Source organism: Pantoea sp. X-Soil-ISGK-421 (genome assembly GCF_059730785.1).
The window spans coordinates 403,325-419,891 of sequence record NZ_AP035979.1; the positions used below are offsets into that span (position 1 = coordinate 403,325).

Consider the following 16,567-nt stretch of genomic DNA (forward strand, 5'->3'; position numbering starts at 1 on the left):
CGCTTATGCGGGGTTTTTTATTGGCGGCGATTAAGGCATCGGCCAATCGGTTGGCGTTTGGCTCATCACTTCAATAAAGGCGTTTTTAGAGATTTCCATAAAGTTATGCAGATTCTCCATGCTCAACGTGATGCCAAGCAGGCCGGTAACAAACCAGCAGGACATGCCAACACCAATGCCGCCGCACAGCAGCGCCATCACGTGATGACTGTTCTGACGCAGTCGAATTTTCATGGTGCTAGCGAAGAACATCATTACCGCACTCAGGAGTTCCCAGCGCATTACAATCAAACTGGTGGTTAACGTAGCCATCTGCAAAAAACCTCTTAGAATCAGTGATATCCCCGACATTCGATCGACATCACTGGCGGCTAAGAAGAGGGGTCAGGGAGGCCCTTCTGGCCGTCTTGCTGCATATGGAAAAGTGTGACTTTGCTCACATTATATCACTCGATTTTAAATTTTGAACAAAATTTATACCTTGTATGGTAGAAAGATTTTTATCGAACTGGCGGGGGAAAAGCGGGCGGGGAAAGGGAGGTGCGCCCGCGAGGGGCGCGCAGAAAAGCTTAGCTGACCGGGCAGCACTCGCCGGTGGTACGCTGGGCAAAACTGGTCATGGTGTTGTCAGCGCAGTCAAAATTGAGCACGCGCGGACGCTGAATCATCGCCTGACGACGCATGGTGTGACGATAAGCAGTTGGCGTTTGCGAAAACTGACGGCGGAATACGCGTGAAAAGGTCTGCTGCGAATCGTAACCGTATTGCATGGCGATATCGAATACCGGACGTTGAGTTTGGCGCAGCGCTTCTGCAGCCAGCGTCAGGCGACGCTCGCGAATATAGCCACCCAGCGTTTGTTTCGTGACGGCACGGAACATACGCTGCAGGTGCCATTTTGAGTAACCTGATTTTGCGGCGACTTCATCAATAGACAGCGCTTTATCCAGATTCTGATCGATCCAGTTGGACAGCGAATGAATGATTTCCTGTTGCATCATAGCCTCATCCTTCTGATGTTTTTTTAGCTGGTGAGAAATTCGAAGTTTTGCTGGGGTGCGAGTATAATTCCTCAAGTTAACTTGAGGTAAAGGCCCTAAATGAAAAAAGAACGCAATTACCCGAAGCCGGTTTTGACGCCGGGCGAAGTGGCGAAACGCAGCGGCGTGGCGGTCTCGGCGTTGCACTTCTATGAGACCAAAGGATTGATTTTTAGCTCGCGCAACGGCGGCAACCAACGCCGTTATAGCCGTGACGTGTTGCGCCGCGTCGCCATCATTAAAATCGCGCAACGCATCGGCATTCCGCTGGCCACGGTGAGCGACAGCCTGACGCACGTACCCGCCAACAAGCGTATGTCGACGCAGGAGTGGGACGCGTTAACGCAACACTGGCGCGAGGAATTGGATAAACGCATCGAAACCCTGACGCGCTTGCGTAACGATCTTGATGGCTGCATTGGCTGCGGCTGTTTATCAATGCGTGATTGCCCGCTGCGCAATCCCGGAGACCGATTGGCCGAGCAAGGTTCGGGTGCGGTGTTACTCGATCCCGAACAGGACGAGCAAAAACGCTGATCGACTATACTTGTCGGGACTCTTTTACCGGCAAGGAAACCGTATGATCACCGTTCACCATCTGGAAAATTCCCGCTCGCATCGCGTGTTATGGCTGCTGGAAGAGCTCGCGGTGCCTTACCAAATCAAACGCTATCAGCGTGAAAACAGCTTGCTGGCCCCTGATTCGTTAAAAAAAGTGCATCCACTGGGTAAATCACCGGTGATCACCGATGGCAATCGCGTTATTGCTGAATCGGGCGCCATTCTTGAATATCTGCAACTGAAGTACGACAGCGAACATCAGCTCACGTTAGTCAACGAAGAGGAGCAGATTCAGTCCCGTTACTGGCTGCACTATGCCGAAGGATCGCTGATGCCACTGCTGGTCATGAAGCTGGTATTTGCGCAATTGGGTAAGAAACCGGTGCCCTGGCTGCTGCGTCCGGTGGGTAATGTATTGAGCAAAGGCATCCAGAAAGCCTGGCTGAACAAACAGCTGGCTTTACACGGCAGCGTGATCGAACAACATCTCACGCAGCATCCCTTTTTTGCCGGCGCACGTTTTAGCATCGCCGATGTGCAGATGAGCTTTCCGCTGCTGGCGCTGCAGATGCGGGGTTCGCTGCGTGATACGCCAGCCACCGCCCGCTGGCTGGAAACCATGCAGCAGCGCGCCGCCTGGCAACGCGCATTAGAGCAGGGCGGCCCGATTCAGCTGCAAAGTTGATTACGGCCAGGTCGCCATCACCCATGATCGTAGGGTCGCCATTTATGGCGACAAGGACATTACCATTGTGCGGCCCTCGAAACGGTCGTCATTAATGACGACCTTACAATTCTGGCAGCAATTACGCGGTTAAATAGGCACCGCGTAGCGGCGGGTTGGGCTGGCGCAGGGCCAGGGAGTGAAGAGGGCGTGGCCAGACGCCCTCTTCTTGGTCGCCGCACGGTTTAACTGCAACTGCCACAGCCAATGGCGAACGAAAGTCGCTCTGTGGATCGGCATTACGCCATTTATGGCGACCTGAACAACCGATGGCCTGGATTTATCCTGTAATACCCGCGATTAGTGGTTGAAAACCCCATGCCAAACGCCAGATAATCGTTTGCCTTTTTCCGCGTCCCCTTCTATGGCCTGGAATACGCGGCGACGTAAACGTTTGCCTGGATTTTCATTATGAAAATTTTCACCAGAGGACGGCAAGCGTGCGCCGTGCGGCGACGCACATCACAAAAATATTGAGGAAGAATTATGTCTGGCGAATCGCGCCCGGCCAGTGGAAAACTGGACGCCTGGTTCAACATTTCTGCACGCGGCAGTAGCGTGCGTCAGGAAGTATTGGCGGGTCTGACGACGTTTCTGGCGATGGTGTATTCCGTCATCGTGGTACCCAGCATGTTGGGTAAAGCGGGCTTCTCGCCAACGGCGGTGTTCGTTGCGACCTGTCTGGTGGCAAGTGTCGGTTCGATCATCATGGGCTTATGGGCCAATCTGCCGATGGCAATTGGTTGCGCCATCTCGCTGACAGCGTTCACTGCCTTTAGCCTGGTGCTCGGCCAGCACATTAGCGTGCCGGTGGCGCTCGGCGCGGTGTTCCTGATGGGATTATTGTTCACGCTGATTTCGGTAACCGGTATTCGTGCGTGGATTCTGCGTAACTTACCGATGGGCGTGGCGCATGGAACCGGCGTCGGGATCGGCTTGTTCCTGTTGCTGATCGCTGCCGACGGTATTGGTTTAGTGGTAAAAAATCCGGCGCCGGGCTTGCCGGTGGCATTGGGCCACTTTGTCTCGTTCCCGGTGATCATGGCGCTGGTGGGTCTGGCGGCCATTTTCGGCCTGGAAAAACGCCGCGTGCCAGGTGGCATTTTGCTGACTATCATCGCCATTTCGATGATGGGTTTGATCTTCGATCCGGCGGTGACTTATCAAGGCCTGTTTGCCATGCCAAGCCTGAAGGATGCCAACGGTCAATCGGCCATGTTTAGCCTCGATATCATGGGCGCGCTGCAACCTGTGGTGCTGCCAAGTGTGCTGGCGCTGGTGATGACAGCGGTATTTGATGCCACCGGCACCATCCGTGCGGTAGCGGGGCAGGCAAATCTGCTGGATAAAGAGGGGCAGATCATCAACGGCGGCCGTGCGCTGACCACGGACTCTATCAGTAGCGTGTTTGCGGGTTTGGTGGGTGCGTCGCCTGCTGCGGTCTATATCGAATCGGCGGCTGGCACCGCGGCCGGTGGTAAAACCGGCCTGACGGCGATTGTGGTCGGTTTGCTGTTCCTGCTGATTCTGTTTATGTCGCCGCTGGCCTATCTGGTTCCCGCTTACGCGACAGCGCCGGCGCTGATGTACGTTGGCCTGCTGATGTTGAGCAATGTGGCAAAAATTGACTTCAACGATTTTGTTGATGCGATGTCTGGTTTGCTGACGGCGGTGTTCATCGTGCTGACCTGCAATATCGTAACCGGCATCATGCTGGGCTTCGCTTCGCTAGTGATTGGTCGCTTGTTTGCCGGTGAGTGGCGCAAGCTGAATGTTGGCACCGTGGTGATTGCTGTCGCGCTGGTGGCGTTCTATGCCGGTGGCTGGGCCATCTGACTTTAAAGCTGAATAATTCCAGGATTATTCGCTTTCTGCTCCACGCCGCACATCGGGTTGCCCGCTGTGCGGCGTTTTGTTTTACACTTTCCCCCGCAACAACATCGCTTTAATGAAATTGATTCGCCTAAGGACAGCATGGAAATCTTCTTTACTATTCTCATCATGACGCTGGTGGTTTCACTCTCCAGCGTGGCGGCACGAATTCTGCCGTTTCAAATTCCCCTGCCGCTGGTGCAAATTGCCGCCGGTGCATTACTCGCGTTTCCCGTCTTCGGCCTGCATGTCGATTTTGACCCGGAACTGTTCCTCGTGCTGTTCATTCCGCCGCTGCTGTTTGCCGATGGCTGGAAAACGCCGATTAATGAGTTTCTGCATCACGGTCGCGAAATCATGGGGCTGGCGCTGGTTCTGGTGCTGATCACTGTGGTCGGGATTGGTTACCTGATTTACTGGCTGGTGCCGGGGATTCCGCTGATTCCCGCCTTTGCGCTGGCGGCGGTGCTTTCACCAACCGATGCCGTGGCGCTATCTGGCATTGTGGGTGAAGGACGCATCCCCAAAAAAATCATGTCGATTGTGCAGGGCGAAGCCCTGATGAACGACGCATCCGGTCTGGTATCGCTGAAGTTTGCTGTCGCTGTGGCGATGGGCACCATGGTGTTTACGTGGGGCGGTGCCAGCGTCGAGTTTCTCAAAGTAGCCGTCGGCGGGTTGGTCGCTGGTGTGGCGATATGCTGGCTGTATGGCCGCTCGCTGCGTCTGCTGAGCCGCTGGAGTGGGGATGACCCGGCAACACAAACCGTGCTGCTGCTGCTGTTACCGTTCGCCTCCTACCTGATCGCCGAACACCTTGGCGTGTCAGGCATCCTTGCCGCCGTGGCCGCCGGTATGACCATCACGCGTTCCGGCATTATCCGCCAGGCACCGCTGGCGATGCGTCTGCGTGCGAACAGCGTGTGGCAGATGCTGGAGTTCGTCTTCAACGGCATGGTGTTCCTGATGCTTGGCCTGCAGCTGCCCGATATCCTCTCCACCTCGATTGCGCAGGCTAACGCCGATCCCAACGTGGAACTGTGGATGTTGTTTACTGACGTTCTGTTAGTTTACGCTGCGCTGATGGTGGTGCGTTTTGGTTGGTTGTGGATCATGAAGCGCACCAGCATGCGCCTGCTGAAGAAAAAGCCGCTGGAGTTTACCAACTACTCGCTGCGCGAACTGCTGATTGCCTCCTTTGCCGGCGTACGCGGTGCCATCACGTTGGCGGGTGTGTTGTCGATTCCGCTGTTCCTCAGCAACGGTGATCCATTCCCGGCGCGCTATGAATTGGTGTTCATCGCCACCGGCGTGATTCTGGTTTCGCTGCTGGTTGGTGTGGTGCTGCTGCCGATTCTGCTGCGCGACGTGGAAAGCATTGATAAGGTCGGCCATCGTCGTGAAATTCAGTTTGCGCGTGCTGCCATGGCGGGCGTAGCGATTGAGAGCCTGCATAAAATGGAGCAGCGTCTGGAGAACGACGCGCAAGAGAACATCGATCCTGAACTGTTGAAAGAAGTCAGTTTGCGCGTCATTGGTAATCTGCGACGTCGCGCTGAGGGCAAAAACGATATTGAACAGGCGCAATTTGCCGAAAACCTTGAACGTCGTTTCCGCCTCAATGCGCTGCGTGCGGAGCGCGCCGAAGTTTATCATCTGCGTGCCACTCAGGAGATCTCTAACGAGACGATGCAGAAACTGCTGCACGATCTTGATCTGCTGGAAGCGCTGCTGATTGAGAAAGAGGAATAGCAGTCGCTGCGTCATCCGGGTGCGCATGAATGCGCACCCGGATGACGCAGCTAAATAACGTAGGGTCGCCATTCATGGCGACCGATGCAGAATTTACACCGATAGCCGCGGCGCACTATCCGGCCAGTGTTGACGGCAACATTCGATCCACGCCTCGGCGCTGCGCGACAGGTAACTGCCTTCCCGCCAAATCAACCCTAAGCTCCACTGCAGCTCTGATTCCAGCGGCAGCCACAGCAGCGATTGTTTATCCAGCCGCTGACAAATCGGCTGCGGCAGAATCGCCAATCCCATGCCTGCTTGCACCATCGCCGCGAGAAAATCCCACTGCGCGCTGCGCAGCGCAATATTCGGCGTTAGGTTCTGGCGTTGAAACGCTTTGCGGATCTGACGATTGAGTGCGAACTCTTCATTGAGGATAAGTAGCGGGTGCTCGGCGAGCTCTTTCAAACCGACTTTCGTGTGATTAAGCCAGCGTTCATTGCGCGGCAGCAGTACGCAAAGCGGATGGTGCATCAGCTCCAGCGTATTCAGCGGCTGGTCTGATTCAATCGGCAGCGCGGTAAGCGCAATATCCAGCGCGCCACTCAGCACCGCTTGTTGTGCCGTCAATCCGCCGAACTCGGATATTTTCAGCTGTACGCCCGGATAGCGACGGCGAAAGGCAGAGATCGAGCCCGCAATCTGCATGCCGACCATCGGCGGAATACCGAGCCGCAGCTCGCCGGTTTTCAGCTGGTTAATGTCAGCTAACTGCGCCTCCAGCTGATGAAACTCCTGCAGAATCGCCAATCCGCGCTGATAAACCGCCTGACCGCTGTCGGTGAGATGCAGCTTGCGGCCTTCGCGCAGCAGCAAGGTACAGCCGAGCTCCTCTTCCAGCTGGCGCAGCATTTTGCTGATGGTGGGCTGCGTCACGTAGAGCTTCTCAGCTGCGCGAGTGAAGCTTTGCTGGCGCACCACTTCCGTGAAGTAGCGCAGAGCGCGCACGTCCATAAGCATTCCTTTTTGGCATAGTTTGAATGATTTTAATTCATTTCTTTCACAGTTTGCGGCGGATTTATACTGAACGCCTCAATTCTTCAACAGGGTGAAAGGCAATGATGGCGTTAAGTCCGCGCAGAACGGATCTCCTGCAACGTACTTTTATTCCGCTGCAGCTGATGCTGTACGTTGGTTTATTTATTTTCAGCGACAAGCTGGTGAGCTGGCTGCATCTGCCGCTGCCCGCCAATGTGGTCGGCATGGTGTTGCTGCTGATCTTGATTATGACCCGCATTGTGCCGCTGCGCTGGGTGAAGGCCGGTGCCAACTGGCTGCTGGCGGAAATGCTGCTGTTCTTTATTCCGGCGGTAGTGGCGGTGGTGAATTACAGTGATTTACTGCGCAGCGAAGGCTGGCGCATCTGCGTGGTGATTGGCGTCAGTACTTTGCTGGTGCTGGCGTCTACGTCATTAGTAGTCGATCGTTTATATCGCTTCGAACTGGCGCGCGCTGCGCGCAAGCAGGCACTTCATGAATGATCTGTTGATTAGCCTGCTGTGTCTGGCGTTCACACTGCTGGTCTATTACATCAATAAAATGCTCTACCGTCGCTGGCGTACGCTGCTGCTGATGCCGCTGGTATTGACCCCGCTGGTGTTGGTGGCGCTGCTGCTGCTCACCCACGTGAGCTGGAAAAATTACATCGCCGAAAGCCACTGGCTGATTTGGTTGCTCGGCCCGGCAACGCTGGCGTTTGCCGTGCCGGTGTACGAGAACCTCGAGATCATCAAGCGCCACTGGCTGTCGCTCAGCGTCGGCGTGCTCACAGCAACGCTGGTGGCGGTATGCAGTTCGGTGTGGCTGGCGCGCTGGCTGACGCTGCCGGAAACCATCCAGCGCAGCCTGGCGGTGCGCTCAATTACCACACCGTTTGCGCTGGCGGCTGCGCAGCCCATTGGTGGCCAGCCGGATCTGGTGGCGCTGTTTGTGGTGATCACCGGCGTGTTCGGCATGGCGGTGGGGGATGTGCTGTTTCTGCGTATTGCCATCAAACAGGGCGTCGCCAAAGGTGCGGGATTCGGTGCAGCATCACACGGCGCAGGTACCGCGCGTGCTTACCAACTTGGCCAGCAGGAAGGCGTGGTGTCTAGCCTGGTGATGATGCTGTCTGGCGTGGTCACCGTCATTCTCGCGCCGCTGTTAAGCCACTTATTGTGGGCGGCGTAATGCGCTTGTTTTGAGTCAAGGCTCATACAGCCACCTCTTCGCTTTGCTTATTGTTTGCTCGCTCAAACAATAAGGAAGCGAAAAAATGAAAGGTAATTATTTTGCAATGGGGCTCCTGTTGGCCTCCGCTGGGGTAAACGCTCAGGAAATCGGTGTAAAGGGAGGGAGTGATTTCTTTGCTGCCGCCATCAACAGCCAAAAAACCGCGCCAGGTCTGCAATACGGTGTGGAATATGTGAATGCAAAACATCAGTCAGAATTGCTGGACGCTAATGTGGGTTACGGCGTAGCGCTGGGGGCACTGCGCGTCGTGCCACGCGTTGGGTTGTTCTGGGCTGAGTTGAACCACGATAAAACATCCAGCTATGGCGTCAATGCCGGTATACGGGCGATGGCACCGCTGCCACAAGCTCGCCATACCTGGCTCTACCTCGATTTTAGCCTGGCGCCAAATTTCAGCACCTACAAGCTGGATCACCTGCATCAGTTTGAAGCGGGTATCTATTACCAACCCGCACACTGGTTAACGCTGAGCTCCGGCTATCGTTATCTCGGCAGTGGCCTGCATGAGTACCACACCCAGCGTTCAATCGATGGATTGTTTATCGGCGCAGCCTGGCGTTTCTAATCTGACCAGTGGCCTTTTGCGGCCACTTTTCCCCGCTGTAATCCATTTTTACGTAAAGCTTTCCAAATAATGTTGTCTCTCGTCGCCAGGCTGGTACCCTTGCCGCCGAATTAATTGTCCTTCATGGAGTGGAATCACATGTTAAAGCAACTTGTTACTGGAAGCGTATTGGGTCTGGCACTGCTGAGCAGCGGCGCGCAGGCAATTGAGGGCAGTGTTGACGTGGGTGAGCATAGCACCAACCTGAACCTTGGCCTTGGCACCACTTCACCAGGCCTGTTCCTGAAAGGCAACTGGTTGCGCAGCGATCACGATGGCAGCACCTATGGTGCGGGTCTGGGCTACAACATCGATGTGGGCGATTTCCGCATTGCACCTACCGCGAAAGCGCTGTTCACTCATCCGGAAGATGGCCGTGATGGCTTCACCGTGGCAGTGGGTGGCGCCGCGCAATACAGCTTCAACAGCATGTGGGGCCTGTACGGCGAATATTACTATGCGCCAGAAGCCTTCTCCGATCGTCTGGATAGCTACCAGGAAGCGTCAGGCGGCCTGAGCTTCACGCCGATTTCTCTGCTGAACCTGCGTGTGGGTTACCAGTACATCGAGCTGAACAACAAAGGCAGCCGCAAAGATAACGTCCTGGTCGATGGCCCTTACGTCGGCGCATCACTGCGTTTCTAATGATTTAACCAGGTGCGCATTAATGCGCACCCTACACAGTAGGGTCGCCATTCATGGCGACCTGGTCAATCACCGCATCTAATGCGATTTACCCTGCGAAATCCCAATTCCCGTCTGCGAGCGAATAAACTGTCCGCGGAAGCGGGCACGTTCCTGCGCACCGCGTGCTGAGTGGTCGGTAATCGAGAACAGCCAGATACTGATAAACGCCGCCAGCATGGAGAACAGTGCCGGGTATTCATACGGATAGATCGGCTTCTCGTGCCCCAAAACCTGCACCCAAATCGTCGGGCCGAGAATCATCAGCAGTACCGCCGTCACTAACCCCAGCCAGCCGCCGATCATCGCGCCGCGCGTGGTGAGTTTCGACCAGTACATCGATAGCAAGATGATCGGGAAATTACAGCTGGCGGCAATTGAGAATGCCAGTCCGACCATAAAGGCGATGTTCTGCTTCTCAAACAGGATCCCCAGCGCAATGGCCACGACGCCCAATACCAAAACGGTAATCTTCGAGATACGCAACTCATCGCGTTCCGTCGCCTTACCTTCGCGGATCACGCTGGCATAGAGATCGTGTGACACCGCGGAAGCTCCCGCCAGGGTCAAACCTGCCACCACCGCCAGAATGGTGGCGAAAGCCACAGCCGAGATAAAGCCGAGGAACAGGCTGCCGCCGACCGCGTTGGCCAGATGCACCGCCGCCATGTTGGTGCCGCCGAGCAGCGCGCCGCTGGCATCTTTAAAGGCCGGGTTAGATCCCACCAGCAAAATTGCACCGAAGCCGATGATAAAGGTCAGGAAGTAGAAGTAGCCCATAAAACCGGTGGCCCAGAACACACTCTTACGTGCTTCACGCGCATCGGCGACGGTGAAGAAGCGCATCAGAATATGCGGCAAACCGGCGGTACCGAACATCAAGCCCAGGCCAAGTGACAGCGCCGATATCGGATCTTTGACCAGGCCGCCAGGCTGCATAATCGCCGCGCCTTTCGGATGCACCGCCATCGCTTCGGTGAACAGCGTGTTGAAGCTGAAGCCGGTGGCTTTCATCACCATAATCGCCATAAAGCTGGCGCCAAACAGCAGCAGTACCGCTTTGATGATCTGCACCCAAGTGGTGGCCAGCATGCCGCCGAACAGCACGTACAGCACCATCAAAATACCGACCATCACCACCGCGATATGATAATCGAGGCCAAACAGCAGCTGTATGAGTTTACCGGCACCCACCATCTGCGCGATCAGGTACAGCGCCACCACCACCAGCGAACCGCAGGCTGACAGCGTACGGATCGGTTTCTGCGCCAGGCGATAAGACGCGACATCGGCAAAGGTATAGCGTCCGAGGTTACGCAGGCGTTCGGCAATCAAAAACAGAATCATCGGCCAGCCGACGAGGAAGCCAAGCGAATAAATCAGCCCGTCGTAGCCGGAGGTGTAAACCAGGGCAGAAATACCGAGGAAGGAGGCGGCAGACATAAAGTCGCCGGCAATGGCCAGTCCATTCTGGAAACCGGTGATATTGCCGCCCGCGGTGTAGTAATCGCTGCGCGAGCGGGTACGTTTCGAGGCCCAATAGGTGATACCCAGCGTCGCCGCGACAAACACCACGAACATAATAATGGCTTCATAGTTGGTGGCCTGGCGTTGCACCGCGCCGGTAATGGCATCGGCGGCAAATACGCTGGCGGGCACGATGGCCAAAAACATCGAGAGTAAGCGCTTCATGATTTTATCTCGCTCAGGATCTGTTTGGTCAGACGATCAAATTCGCCATTAGCGCGCCACACGTAGACGCCGGTCAGTACAAACGACATCACGATCAAACCGACGCCAATCGGTATGCCGCGCGTGACGTTCGTGCCCGCGTGCAGCGGCGTGCCGAGCCAGCCGGGTGCGAAGGCGATCAGCAGAATAAAGCCGATGTAGAGCACCAGCATGATCACGCTCAGCAGCAGCGCAAACGCCTGGCGCTTGTGCACCAGTTCATTAAAGCGCGGATTACGCTCAACTTGTTGCCAGATTGCTTCCTGTTCAGGGGTTTCGTTCATCACATTTTCTCCAGAGGCAAGGCAGACGGAAATCTCACGGTAAAGTGATTTAACTGGCTGAATATTCTAGTTATATATACCCTTCATACTTCAAGCTACAGGTGCGTTGGCTGCGTATGACTCATCCCAGTCACTTACTTCAGTAAGCTCCTGGAATTCTCATCCTTGCCGCCTTCCTGCAGCTCGAATTATTTTGGGTATGGGTTGTGCGATGTTGAAAAGCATACGGCGTAAGGTAAAGGTGACGGAGAGGAACCTGTCGTGGACAAGCTGACACTCTCCGTCGGGTCGCTGCCGACTACGGCATGGTGATGGACTGTTTCTCCTCCAGCAATTTCTCTACCACGCCCGGGTCGGCCAGCGTAGAGGTATCGCCGAGATTGCTGGTATCGCCGGCGGCAATTTTGCGCAGAATACGGCGCATAATCTTGCCGGAGCGGGTTTTTGGCAGCGAGTCGGTCCAGTGCAGTACATCCGGTGTGGCAATCGGGCCGATCTCTTTACGCACCCAGTTACGCACTTCGGTATACAGCTCAGGCGATGGTTCTTCGCCGTGATTCAGCGTGATATAGGCGTAGATTGCCTGGCCTTTGATGCTGTGCGGAATGCCTACCACCGCGGCTTCGGCAATCTTCGGATGCGACACAAGCGCCGATTCAATCTCGGCGGTGCCGAGGCGATGGCCGGAAATGTTGAGCACGTCATCGACGCGACCGGTGATCCAGTAATAACCATCTTCATCACGGCGCGCGCCGTCACCGCTGAAATAGCGATTTTTGAAGGTGGAGAAGTAGGTTTGTTCGAAACGATCGTGATCGCCATACAGCGTACGCGCCTGGCCTGGCCAGGAATCAACGATCACCAGGTTACCCTCGGTTGCGCCCTCCAGCGCGTTCCCTTCGTTATCCACCAGCGCGGGCTGTACGCCGAAGAACGGTTTGGTGGCGGAACCGGCTTTAAGCTCGGTCGCGCCCGGCAACGGGGTGATCATGAAGCCGCCGGTTTCGGTTTGCCACCAGGTATCAACAATCGGGCAACGGCTGTCGCCAATCTTTTTGTAATACCACTCCCAGGCTTCCGGGTTGATCGGTTCGCCCACCGAACCCATGATGCGCAGGCTGCTGCGATCGGTACCTTCAATCGCTTTATCGCCTTCGGCCATCAGGGCGCGAATCGCGGTTGGCGCGGTATACAGCAGCGTCACCTTATGTTTATCCACCACTTCCGCCATGCGGCTTGGTTTCGGCCAGTTCGGTACGCCTTCAAACATCAGCGTGGTAGCACCGCACGCCAGCGGACCGTAAATCAGATAGCTGTGACCGGTGATCCAGCCGACATCAGCGGTACACCAGTAAACATCATCAGGATGGTAATCAAACACATACTTAAAGGTACTGGCGGCATACACCAGATAACCGCCGGTGGTGTGCAGCACACCTTTCGGCTTGCCGGTGGAACCGGAGGTATACAGAATAAATAACGGATGTTCGGCATCAACGGCGACCGGTTCGTGCTGATCGCTGGCCTTTGCCACCAGATCGTGCCACCACAAATCGCGGCCTTCACGCCAGCCGGAATCTTTACCGGTGCGCTTAAACACCACCACATTTTTCACCGTGGTGACGTTCGGATTGTTCAGGGCATCATCAACATTTTTCTTCAGCGGAATGCTGCGACCGGCACGCACCCCTTCATCGGCGGTGATGATCAGTTTCGCGTTGGAATCGACTACGCGTCCGGCCACCGCTTCCGGTGAGAAGCCACCGAAAATCACCGAATGCACCGCGCCAATGCGCGCGCAGGCCAGCATGGCGACGGCAGCTTCGGGCACCATCGGCATATAAATTGCGACCACATCGCCTTTCTTCACGCCAAGGCTTACAAGCACATTGGCAAAGCGACAGACGTCCGCATGCAGCTCGCGGAAGGTGATGGTTTTGCTTTCGCTGGCGTCGTCACCTTCCCAGATAATAGCGGGATGATCGCCACGGGTGGCCAGATGACGGTCGAGACAGTTAGCGGCAAGATTCAGCGCGCCATCTTCATACCAGCGAATCGAAATATTGCCGGGGGCAAAGGAGGTGTTTTTCACTTTGCTGTAAGGCTTAATCCAGTCAAGAATTTTGCCTTGCTCACCCCAGAAGGTGTCGGGATCGTCAACCGATTGTTGATACAGCGCCGCATACTGATCGGCATTAATAAGAGCATTCGCTGCAATGGCAGCGGGTACGGGATGCTTATGTATTTGGCTCATGGCTGACCTCCTTGAAGATGTTAATCATATGTCAATCAATGGTTAATTGAAGACCACGACAGGGCTTTGTTTCTGTTTTGTAGTCTGGATCACGACCTTTTAGCACCGCCAAATTCCCCGTCATTGCCTGGTAAAAACGTCGCGCGAGCAGCGCGATCTGCTGCTTTAAGCCTAAGAGATCGCTGCCTCTATTGTGCAAATAATCAGCAAACGAGCCGGGCCGCTTTTTGCGCAATCTTGCATAGCTATGCTGAAAATTATCGAATTAACACTTTTCATAACAGCGAGTTATGGCCGCTCACCTTTGTCAGCATTTTATGCTACTAACCTGAATAAGATTTGCGCTATCGCGCCGGGGGTTGCATTTACCGTAGTGAAAATGGTACTTATCTCGGCCCTGTTCAGCAGGTATCAACTCAGACTGCATCACTACGTAGGCGTAAAATGCCTGCACAGCTGTAACCGACGCAGTCATAAATAACCCTCTATTTTATCGGGCTTTTGCTCACTTCCCTGTGTGACATTTCTCCTGCACCTTCGCAGCAGAGCAAAGGGGTTTTTTACTGAGGAAATAACGCGTTATGAAAGGTTTTAAGTTCACCCTTGCATGGCAGATTTTAGTTGCGCTGATTCTGGGCGTGATTGTGGGAACCGTGCTGCATAATCAGCCCGACGATCGTGAATGGTTAATCACTAACATTCTGACGCCAGCGGGTGACATCTTTATTCATCTGATCAAGATGATCGTGGTACCGATTGTTATCTCCTCTCTGATTGTCGGCATTGCTGGCGTCGGCGATGCGAAAAAGCTCGGACGTATTGGTGTCAAAACCATCGTCTATTTTGAAGTGATCACCACCCTTGCCATTGTGGTCGGCATCACGCTGGCCAACGTATTCCAACCCGGCAGCGGCATTGATATGTCAACGCTGGCAACGGTGGACATCTCTAAATACGAAGCCACAACGGAAGCTGTGCAGGGCGCTCCACACGGTCTGGTGACCACCATTCTGTCGCTGATCCCGCAGAACATCTTCGCCTCGCTGGTGAAGGGCGACATGCTGCCGATTATCTTCTTCTCGGTGCTGTTTGGTATGGGGCTGTCGGCGCTGCCATCGGAACATCGCGATCCGCTGGTCACGGTATTCCGTTCTATTTCCGAAACCATGTTTAAAGTGACGCACATGATCATGCGTTATGCGCCGGTCGGCGTATTTGCGCTGATTGCCGTCACCATTGCCAACTTCGGTTTTGCCTCGCTCTATCCGCTGGCCAAGCTGGTGCTGCTGGTGTACGTGGCGATTCTGTTCTTTGCTTTCGTGGTGCTCGGCACGGTGGCGCGCTTCTGTAAGTTGCGCATTACGACGCTGATGCGCATTCTGAAAGACGAGCTGATTCTTGCTTATTCCACCTCGAGTTCAGAAACCGTGCTGCCGCGCATTATGCAGAAGATGGAAGCCTACGGTGCGCCGAAAGCCATCACCAGCTTCGTGGTGCCGACCGGTTACTCGTTCAACCTTGATGGTTCAACGCTGTACCAGAGCATCGCGGCGATCTTTATCGCCCAGCTGTATGGGATTGATCTGTCGCTGACTGACGAGATCATTCTGGTGCTGACGCTGATGGTGACCTCCAAAGGTATCGCCGGCGTGCCGGGCGTCTCCTTTGTGGTACTGCTGGCGACACTGGGCAGCGTGGGCATTCCGCTGGAAGGCCTGGCGTTTATTGCCGGTGTGGATCGCATCATGGACATGGCGCGTACCGCGCTGAACGTGATCGGTAACGCACTGGCGGTATTGGTGATTGCGCGCTGGGAAGACCAGTTCGACACCAAAAAGGCTGCCGCCTACGAACAGCAGCTGCGCACGCAAAGCGCCAGTTAATGTAAGCCGTAGGGTCGCCATTCATGGCGACCGCTATGCATCAAAACCCGCCATCGGCGGGTTTTTTTATGCCCGCTGCAGACATGTCTCATAACCTCTAAACATGCACCTGTTTAAAATCAATACCCACTATAACCATAAATATTGTTGAACGTGGTTATGGTGGGTATAATAACTGCATGCCAGGGTTCAGGGAGGTTGGATTGACCAGTGGCGAATTAATAAAGCTATTAGAGCGAAATGGGTGGGTGCAAAAAAGGGTGAAAGGAAGTCATCACATTTTCAAAAAGGACGGAGTGAGGTATGCAATTGCGGTCCCTCACCCGACAAAAGATATTTCAACGGGCACGTTGAACACCATACTTAAACAGATGTGAAAACAGGCGCGCTTTGCGCGCCAAATTTCGGCAATAAATTATTCCAGTGCTTTGCACGTTATAGCAAGCCAGCCAAAGCTGGTGGGGGTTGCAAATGAGATATCCAATTTACATCCACAAGACAGAAAGTGGCACTTACTCAGGGTTTGTACCCGATGTGACCGGATGCTATTTCGCAGGTGATACCTTCGAGAACACAATACAAGATGCAGCGGAAGCGATAGACGCGCACGTAGAGTTCACTGTCGATGACGGTGGTTCAATTCCTGAGGCGAAAACCTTTGATGCACATCTTGATAATGAAGATTGTCAGGGCGGTGCCTGGGCTTATGTGGATGTCGATTTAAGCAAATATGATGGCAAGGCAATTAAGTTAAACATCACCATTGCACAAAACTTGTTGGCGCGTATCGATCGTTACGTTGAGGAACATCGGGAGTATGGTTCAAGAAGTGGATTCTTAGCGGAGTTAGCGCGCAGAGAGTTGGCCAAGACATAAACACATTATCCGCAACTTCGCATCATCA

The 16,567-nt window shown here is 54.7% G+C and carries 17 protein-coding genes; 11 read left to right on the forward strand and 6 right to left on the reverse strand.

Annotated features, from left to right (window positions below; genetic code table 11):
• Positions 1-30: 30 nt before the first annotated feature.
• On the reverse strand, positions 31-312 hold the full coding sequence (locus AC6I8K_RS01810; RefSeq protein WP_008109973.1) for a YjcB family protein: 282 nt from the start codon (positions 310-312) through the stop codon (positions 31-33).
• A 257-nt stretch (positions 313-569) separates the two neighbouring features.
• Positions 570-1,001, reverse strand: a complete 432-nt coding sequence (soxS, locus tag AC6I8K_RS01815; protein ID WP_483816658.1) for a superoxide response transcriptional regulator SoxS — start codon at positions 999-1,001, stop codon at positions 570-572.
• A gap of 99 nt (positions 1,002-1,100) precedes the next feature.
• Between soxS and soxR the strand changes: the two genes are divergently transcribed.
• From soxR to AC6I8K_RS01835, 4 genes are all read left to right on the forward strand, one after another.
• Positions 1,101-1,577 (forward strand): redox-sensitive transcriptional activator SoxR, encoded by a 477-nt coding sequence (soxR, locus tag AC6I8K_RS01820; protein ID WP_064737890.1) that lies wholly within the window; start codon positions 1,101-1,103, stop codon positions 1,575-1,577.
• A gap of 43 nt (positions 1,578-1,620) precedes the next feature.
• Positions 1,621-2,286, forward strand: a complete 666-nt coding sequence (locus tag AC6I8K_RS01825) for a glutathione S-transferase family protein (protein WP_064737889.1) — start codon at positions 1,621-1,623, stop codon at positions 2,284-2,286.
• Positions 2,287-2,811: 525 nt separating this feature from the next.
• Complete coding sequence (locus AC6I8K_RS01830) at positions 2,812-4,161, forward strand: NCS2 family permease (RefSeq protein ID WP_483816659.1); 1,350 nt, start codon at positions 2,812-2,814, stop codon at positions 4,159-4,161.
• Positions 4,162-4,299: 138 nt separating this feature from the next.
• Positions 4,300-5,949 carry a Na+/H+ antiporter gene (locus tag AC6I8K_RS01835; RefSeq protein WP_064737887.1) on the forward strand — a complete coding sequence of 550 codons (1,650 nt, stop codon included), beginning with the start codon at positions 4,300-4,302 and terminating at the stop codon, positions 5,947-5,949.
• A gap of 93 nt (positions 5,950-6,042) precedes the next feature.
• On the opposite strand, the gene AC6I8K_RS01840 is transcribed toward AC6I8K_RS01835, so the two are convergent.
• On the reverse strand, positions 6,043-6,945 hold the full coding sequence (locus AC6I8K_RS01840) for a LysR family transcriptional regulator (protein WP_497826140.1): 903 nt from the start codon (positions 6,943-6,945) through the stop codon (positions 6,043-6,045).
• Between the two features lie 104 nt (positions 6,946-7,049).
• Between AC6I8K_RS01840 and AC6I8K_RS01845 the strand changes: the two genes are divergently transcribed.
• The 4 genes from AC6I8K_RS01845 (at position 7,050) to AC6I8K_RS01860 (ending at position 9,472) form a co-directional block, all read left to right on the forward strand.
• A complete protein-coding gene (locus tag AC6I8K_RS01845) occupies positions 7,050-7,472 on the forward strand; it encodes a CidA/LrgA family protein (RefSeq protein ID WP_064737885.1) in 423 nt (140 codons plus the stop codon).
• Complete coding sequence (locus AC6I8K_RS01850) at positions 7,465-8,160, forward strand: LrgB family protein (protein WP_064737884.1); 696 nt, start codon at positions 7,465-7,467, stop codon at positions 8,158-8,160. Before AC6I8K_RS01845 ends, AC6I8K_RS01850 begins: the two co-directional genes overlap by 8 nt.
• Before the next feature lie 85 nt (positions 8,161-8,245).
• On the forward strand, positions 8,246-8,788 hold the full coding sequence (locus AC6I8K_RS01855; protein WP_064737883.1) for a YfaZ family outer membrane protein: 543 nt from the start codon (positions 8,246-8,248) through the stop codon (positions 8,786-8,788).
• A 138-nt stretch (positions 8,789-8,926) separates the two neighbouring features.
• Positions 8,927-9,472: a YfaZ family outer membrane protein gene (locus tag AC6I8K_RS01860; protein WP_008109987.1), complete on the forward strand. Its 546-nt coding sequence runs from the start codon at positions 8,927-8,929 to the stop codon at positions 9,470-9,472.
• A 78-nt stretch (positions 9,473-9,550) separates the two neighbouring features.
• Here the strand turns inward: AC6I8K_RS01860 and actP are convergent, their stop codons facing one another.
• The 3 genes from actP to acs form a co-directional block, all read right to left on the reverse strand.
• On the reverse strand, positions 9,551-11,203 hold the full coding sequence (gene actP, locus AC6I8K_RS01865) for a cation/acetate symporter ActP (protein ID WP_497826141.1): 1,653 nt from the start codon (positions 11,201-11,203) through the stop codon (positions 9,551-9,553).
• The gene (locus AC6I8K_RS01870; protein ID WP_064737881.1) at positions 11,200-11,526 is read right to left on the reverse strand and encodes a DUF485 domain-containing protein; all 327 of its coding nucleotides are present in this window, start codon (positions 11,524-11,526) and stop codon (positions 11,200-11,202) included. Before AC6I8K_RS01870 ends, actP begins: the two co-directional genes overlap by 4 nt.
• Before the next feature lie 298 nt (positions 11,527-11,824).
• On the reverse strand, positions 11,825-13,780 hold the full coding sequence (acs, locus tag AC6I8K_RS01875) for an acetate--CoA ligase (RefSeq protein ID WP_497826142.1): 1,956 nt from the start codon (positions 13,778-13,780) through the stop codon (positions 11,825-11,827).
• A 581-nt stretch (positions 13,781-14,361) separates the two neighbouring features.
• Here acs and gltP point away from each other — a divergent pair.
• From gltP to AC6I8K_RS01890, 3 genes are all read left to right on the forward strand, one after another.
• A complete protein-coding gene (gene gltP / locus AC6I8K_RS01880; protein ID WP_483816664.1) occupies positions 14,362-15,663 on the forward strand; it encodes a glutamate/aspartate:proton symporter GltP in 1,302 nt (433 codons plus the stop codon).
• A gap of 179 nt (positions 15,664-15,842) precedes the next feature.
• Positions 15,843-16,040, forward strand: coding sequence for a type II toxin-antitoxin system HicA family toxin (locus AC6I8K_RS01885; protein WP_497826143.1), 198 nt, complete (start codon positions 15,843-15,845; stop codon positions 16,038-16,040).
• A gap of 94 nt (positions 16,041-16,134) precedes the next feature.
• Complete coding sequence (locus AC6I8K_RS01890; protein WP_483816665.1) at positions 16,135-16,539, forward strand: type II toxin-antitoxin system HicB family antitoxin; 405 nt, start codon at positions 16,135-16,137, stop codon at positions 16,537-16,539.
• Positions 16,540-16,567: the final 28 nt, after the last annotated feature.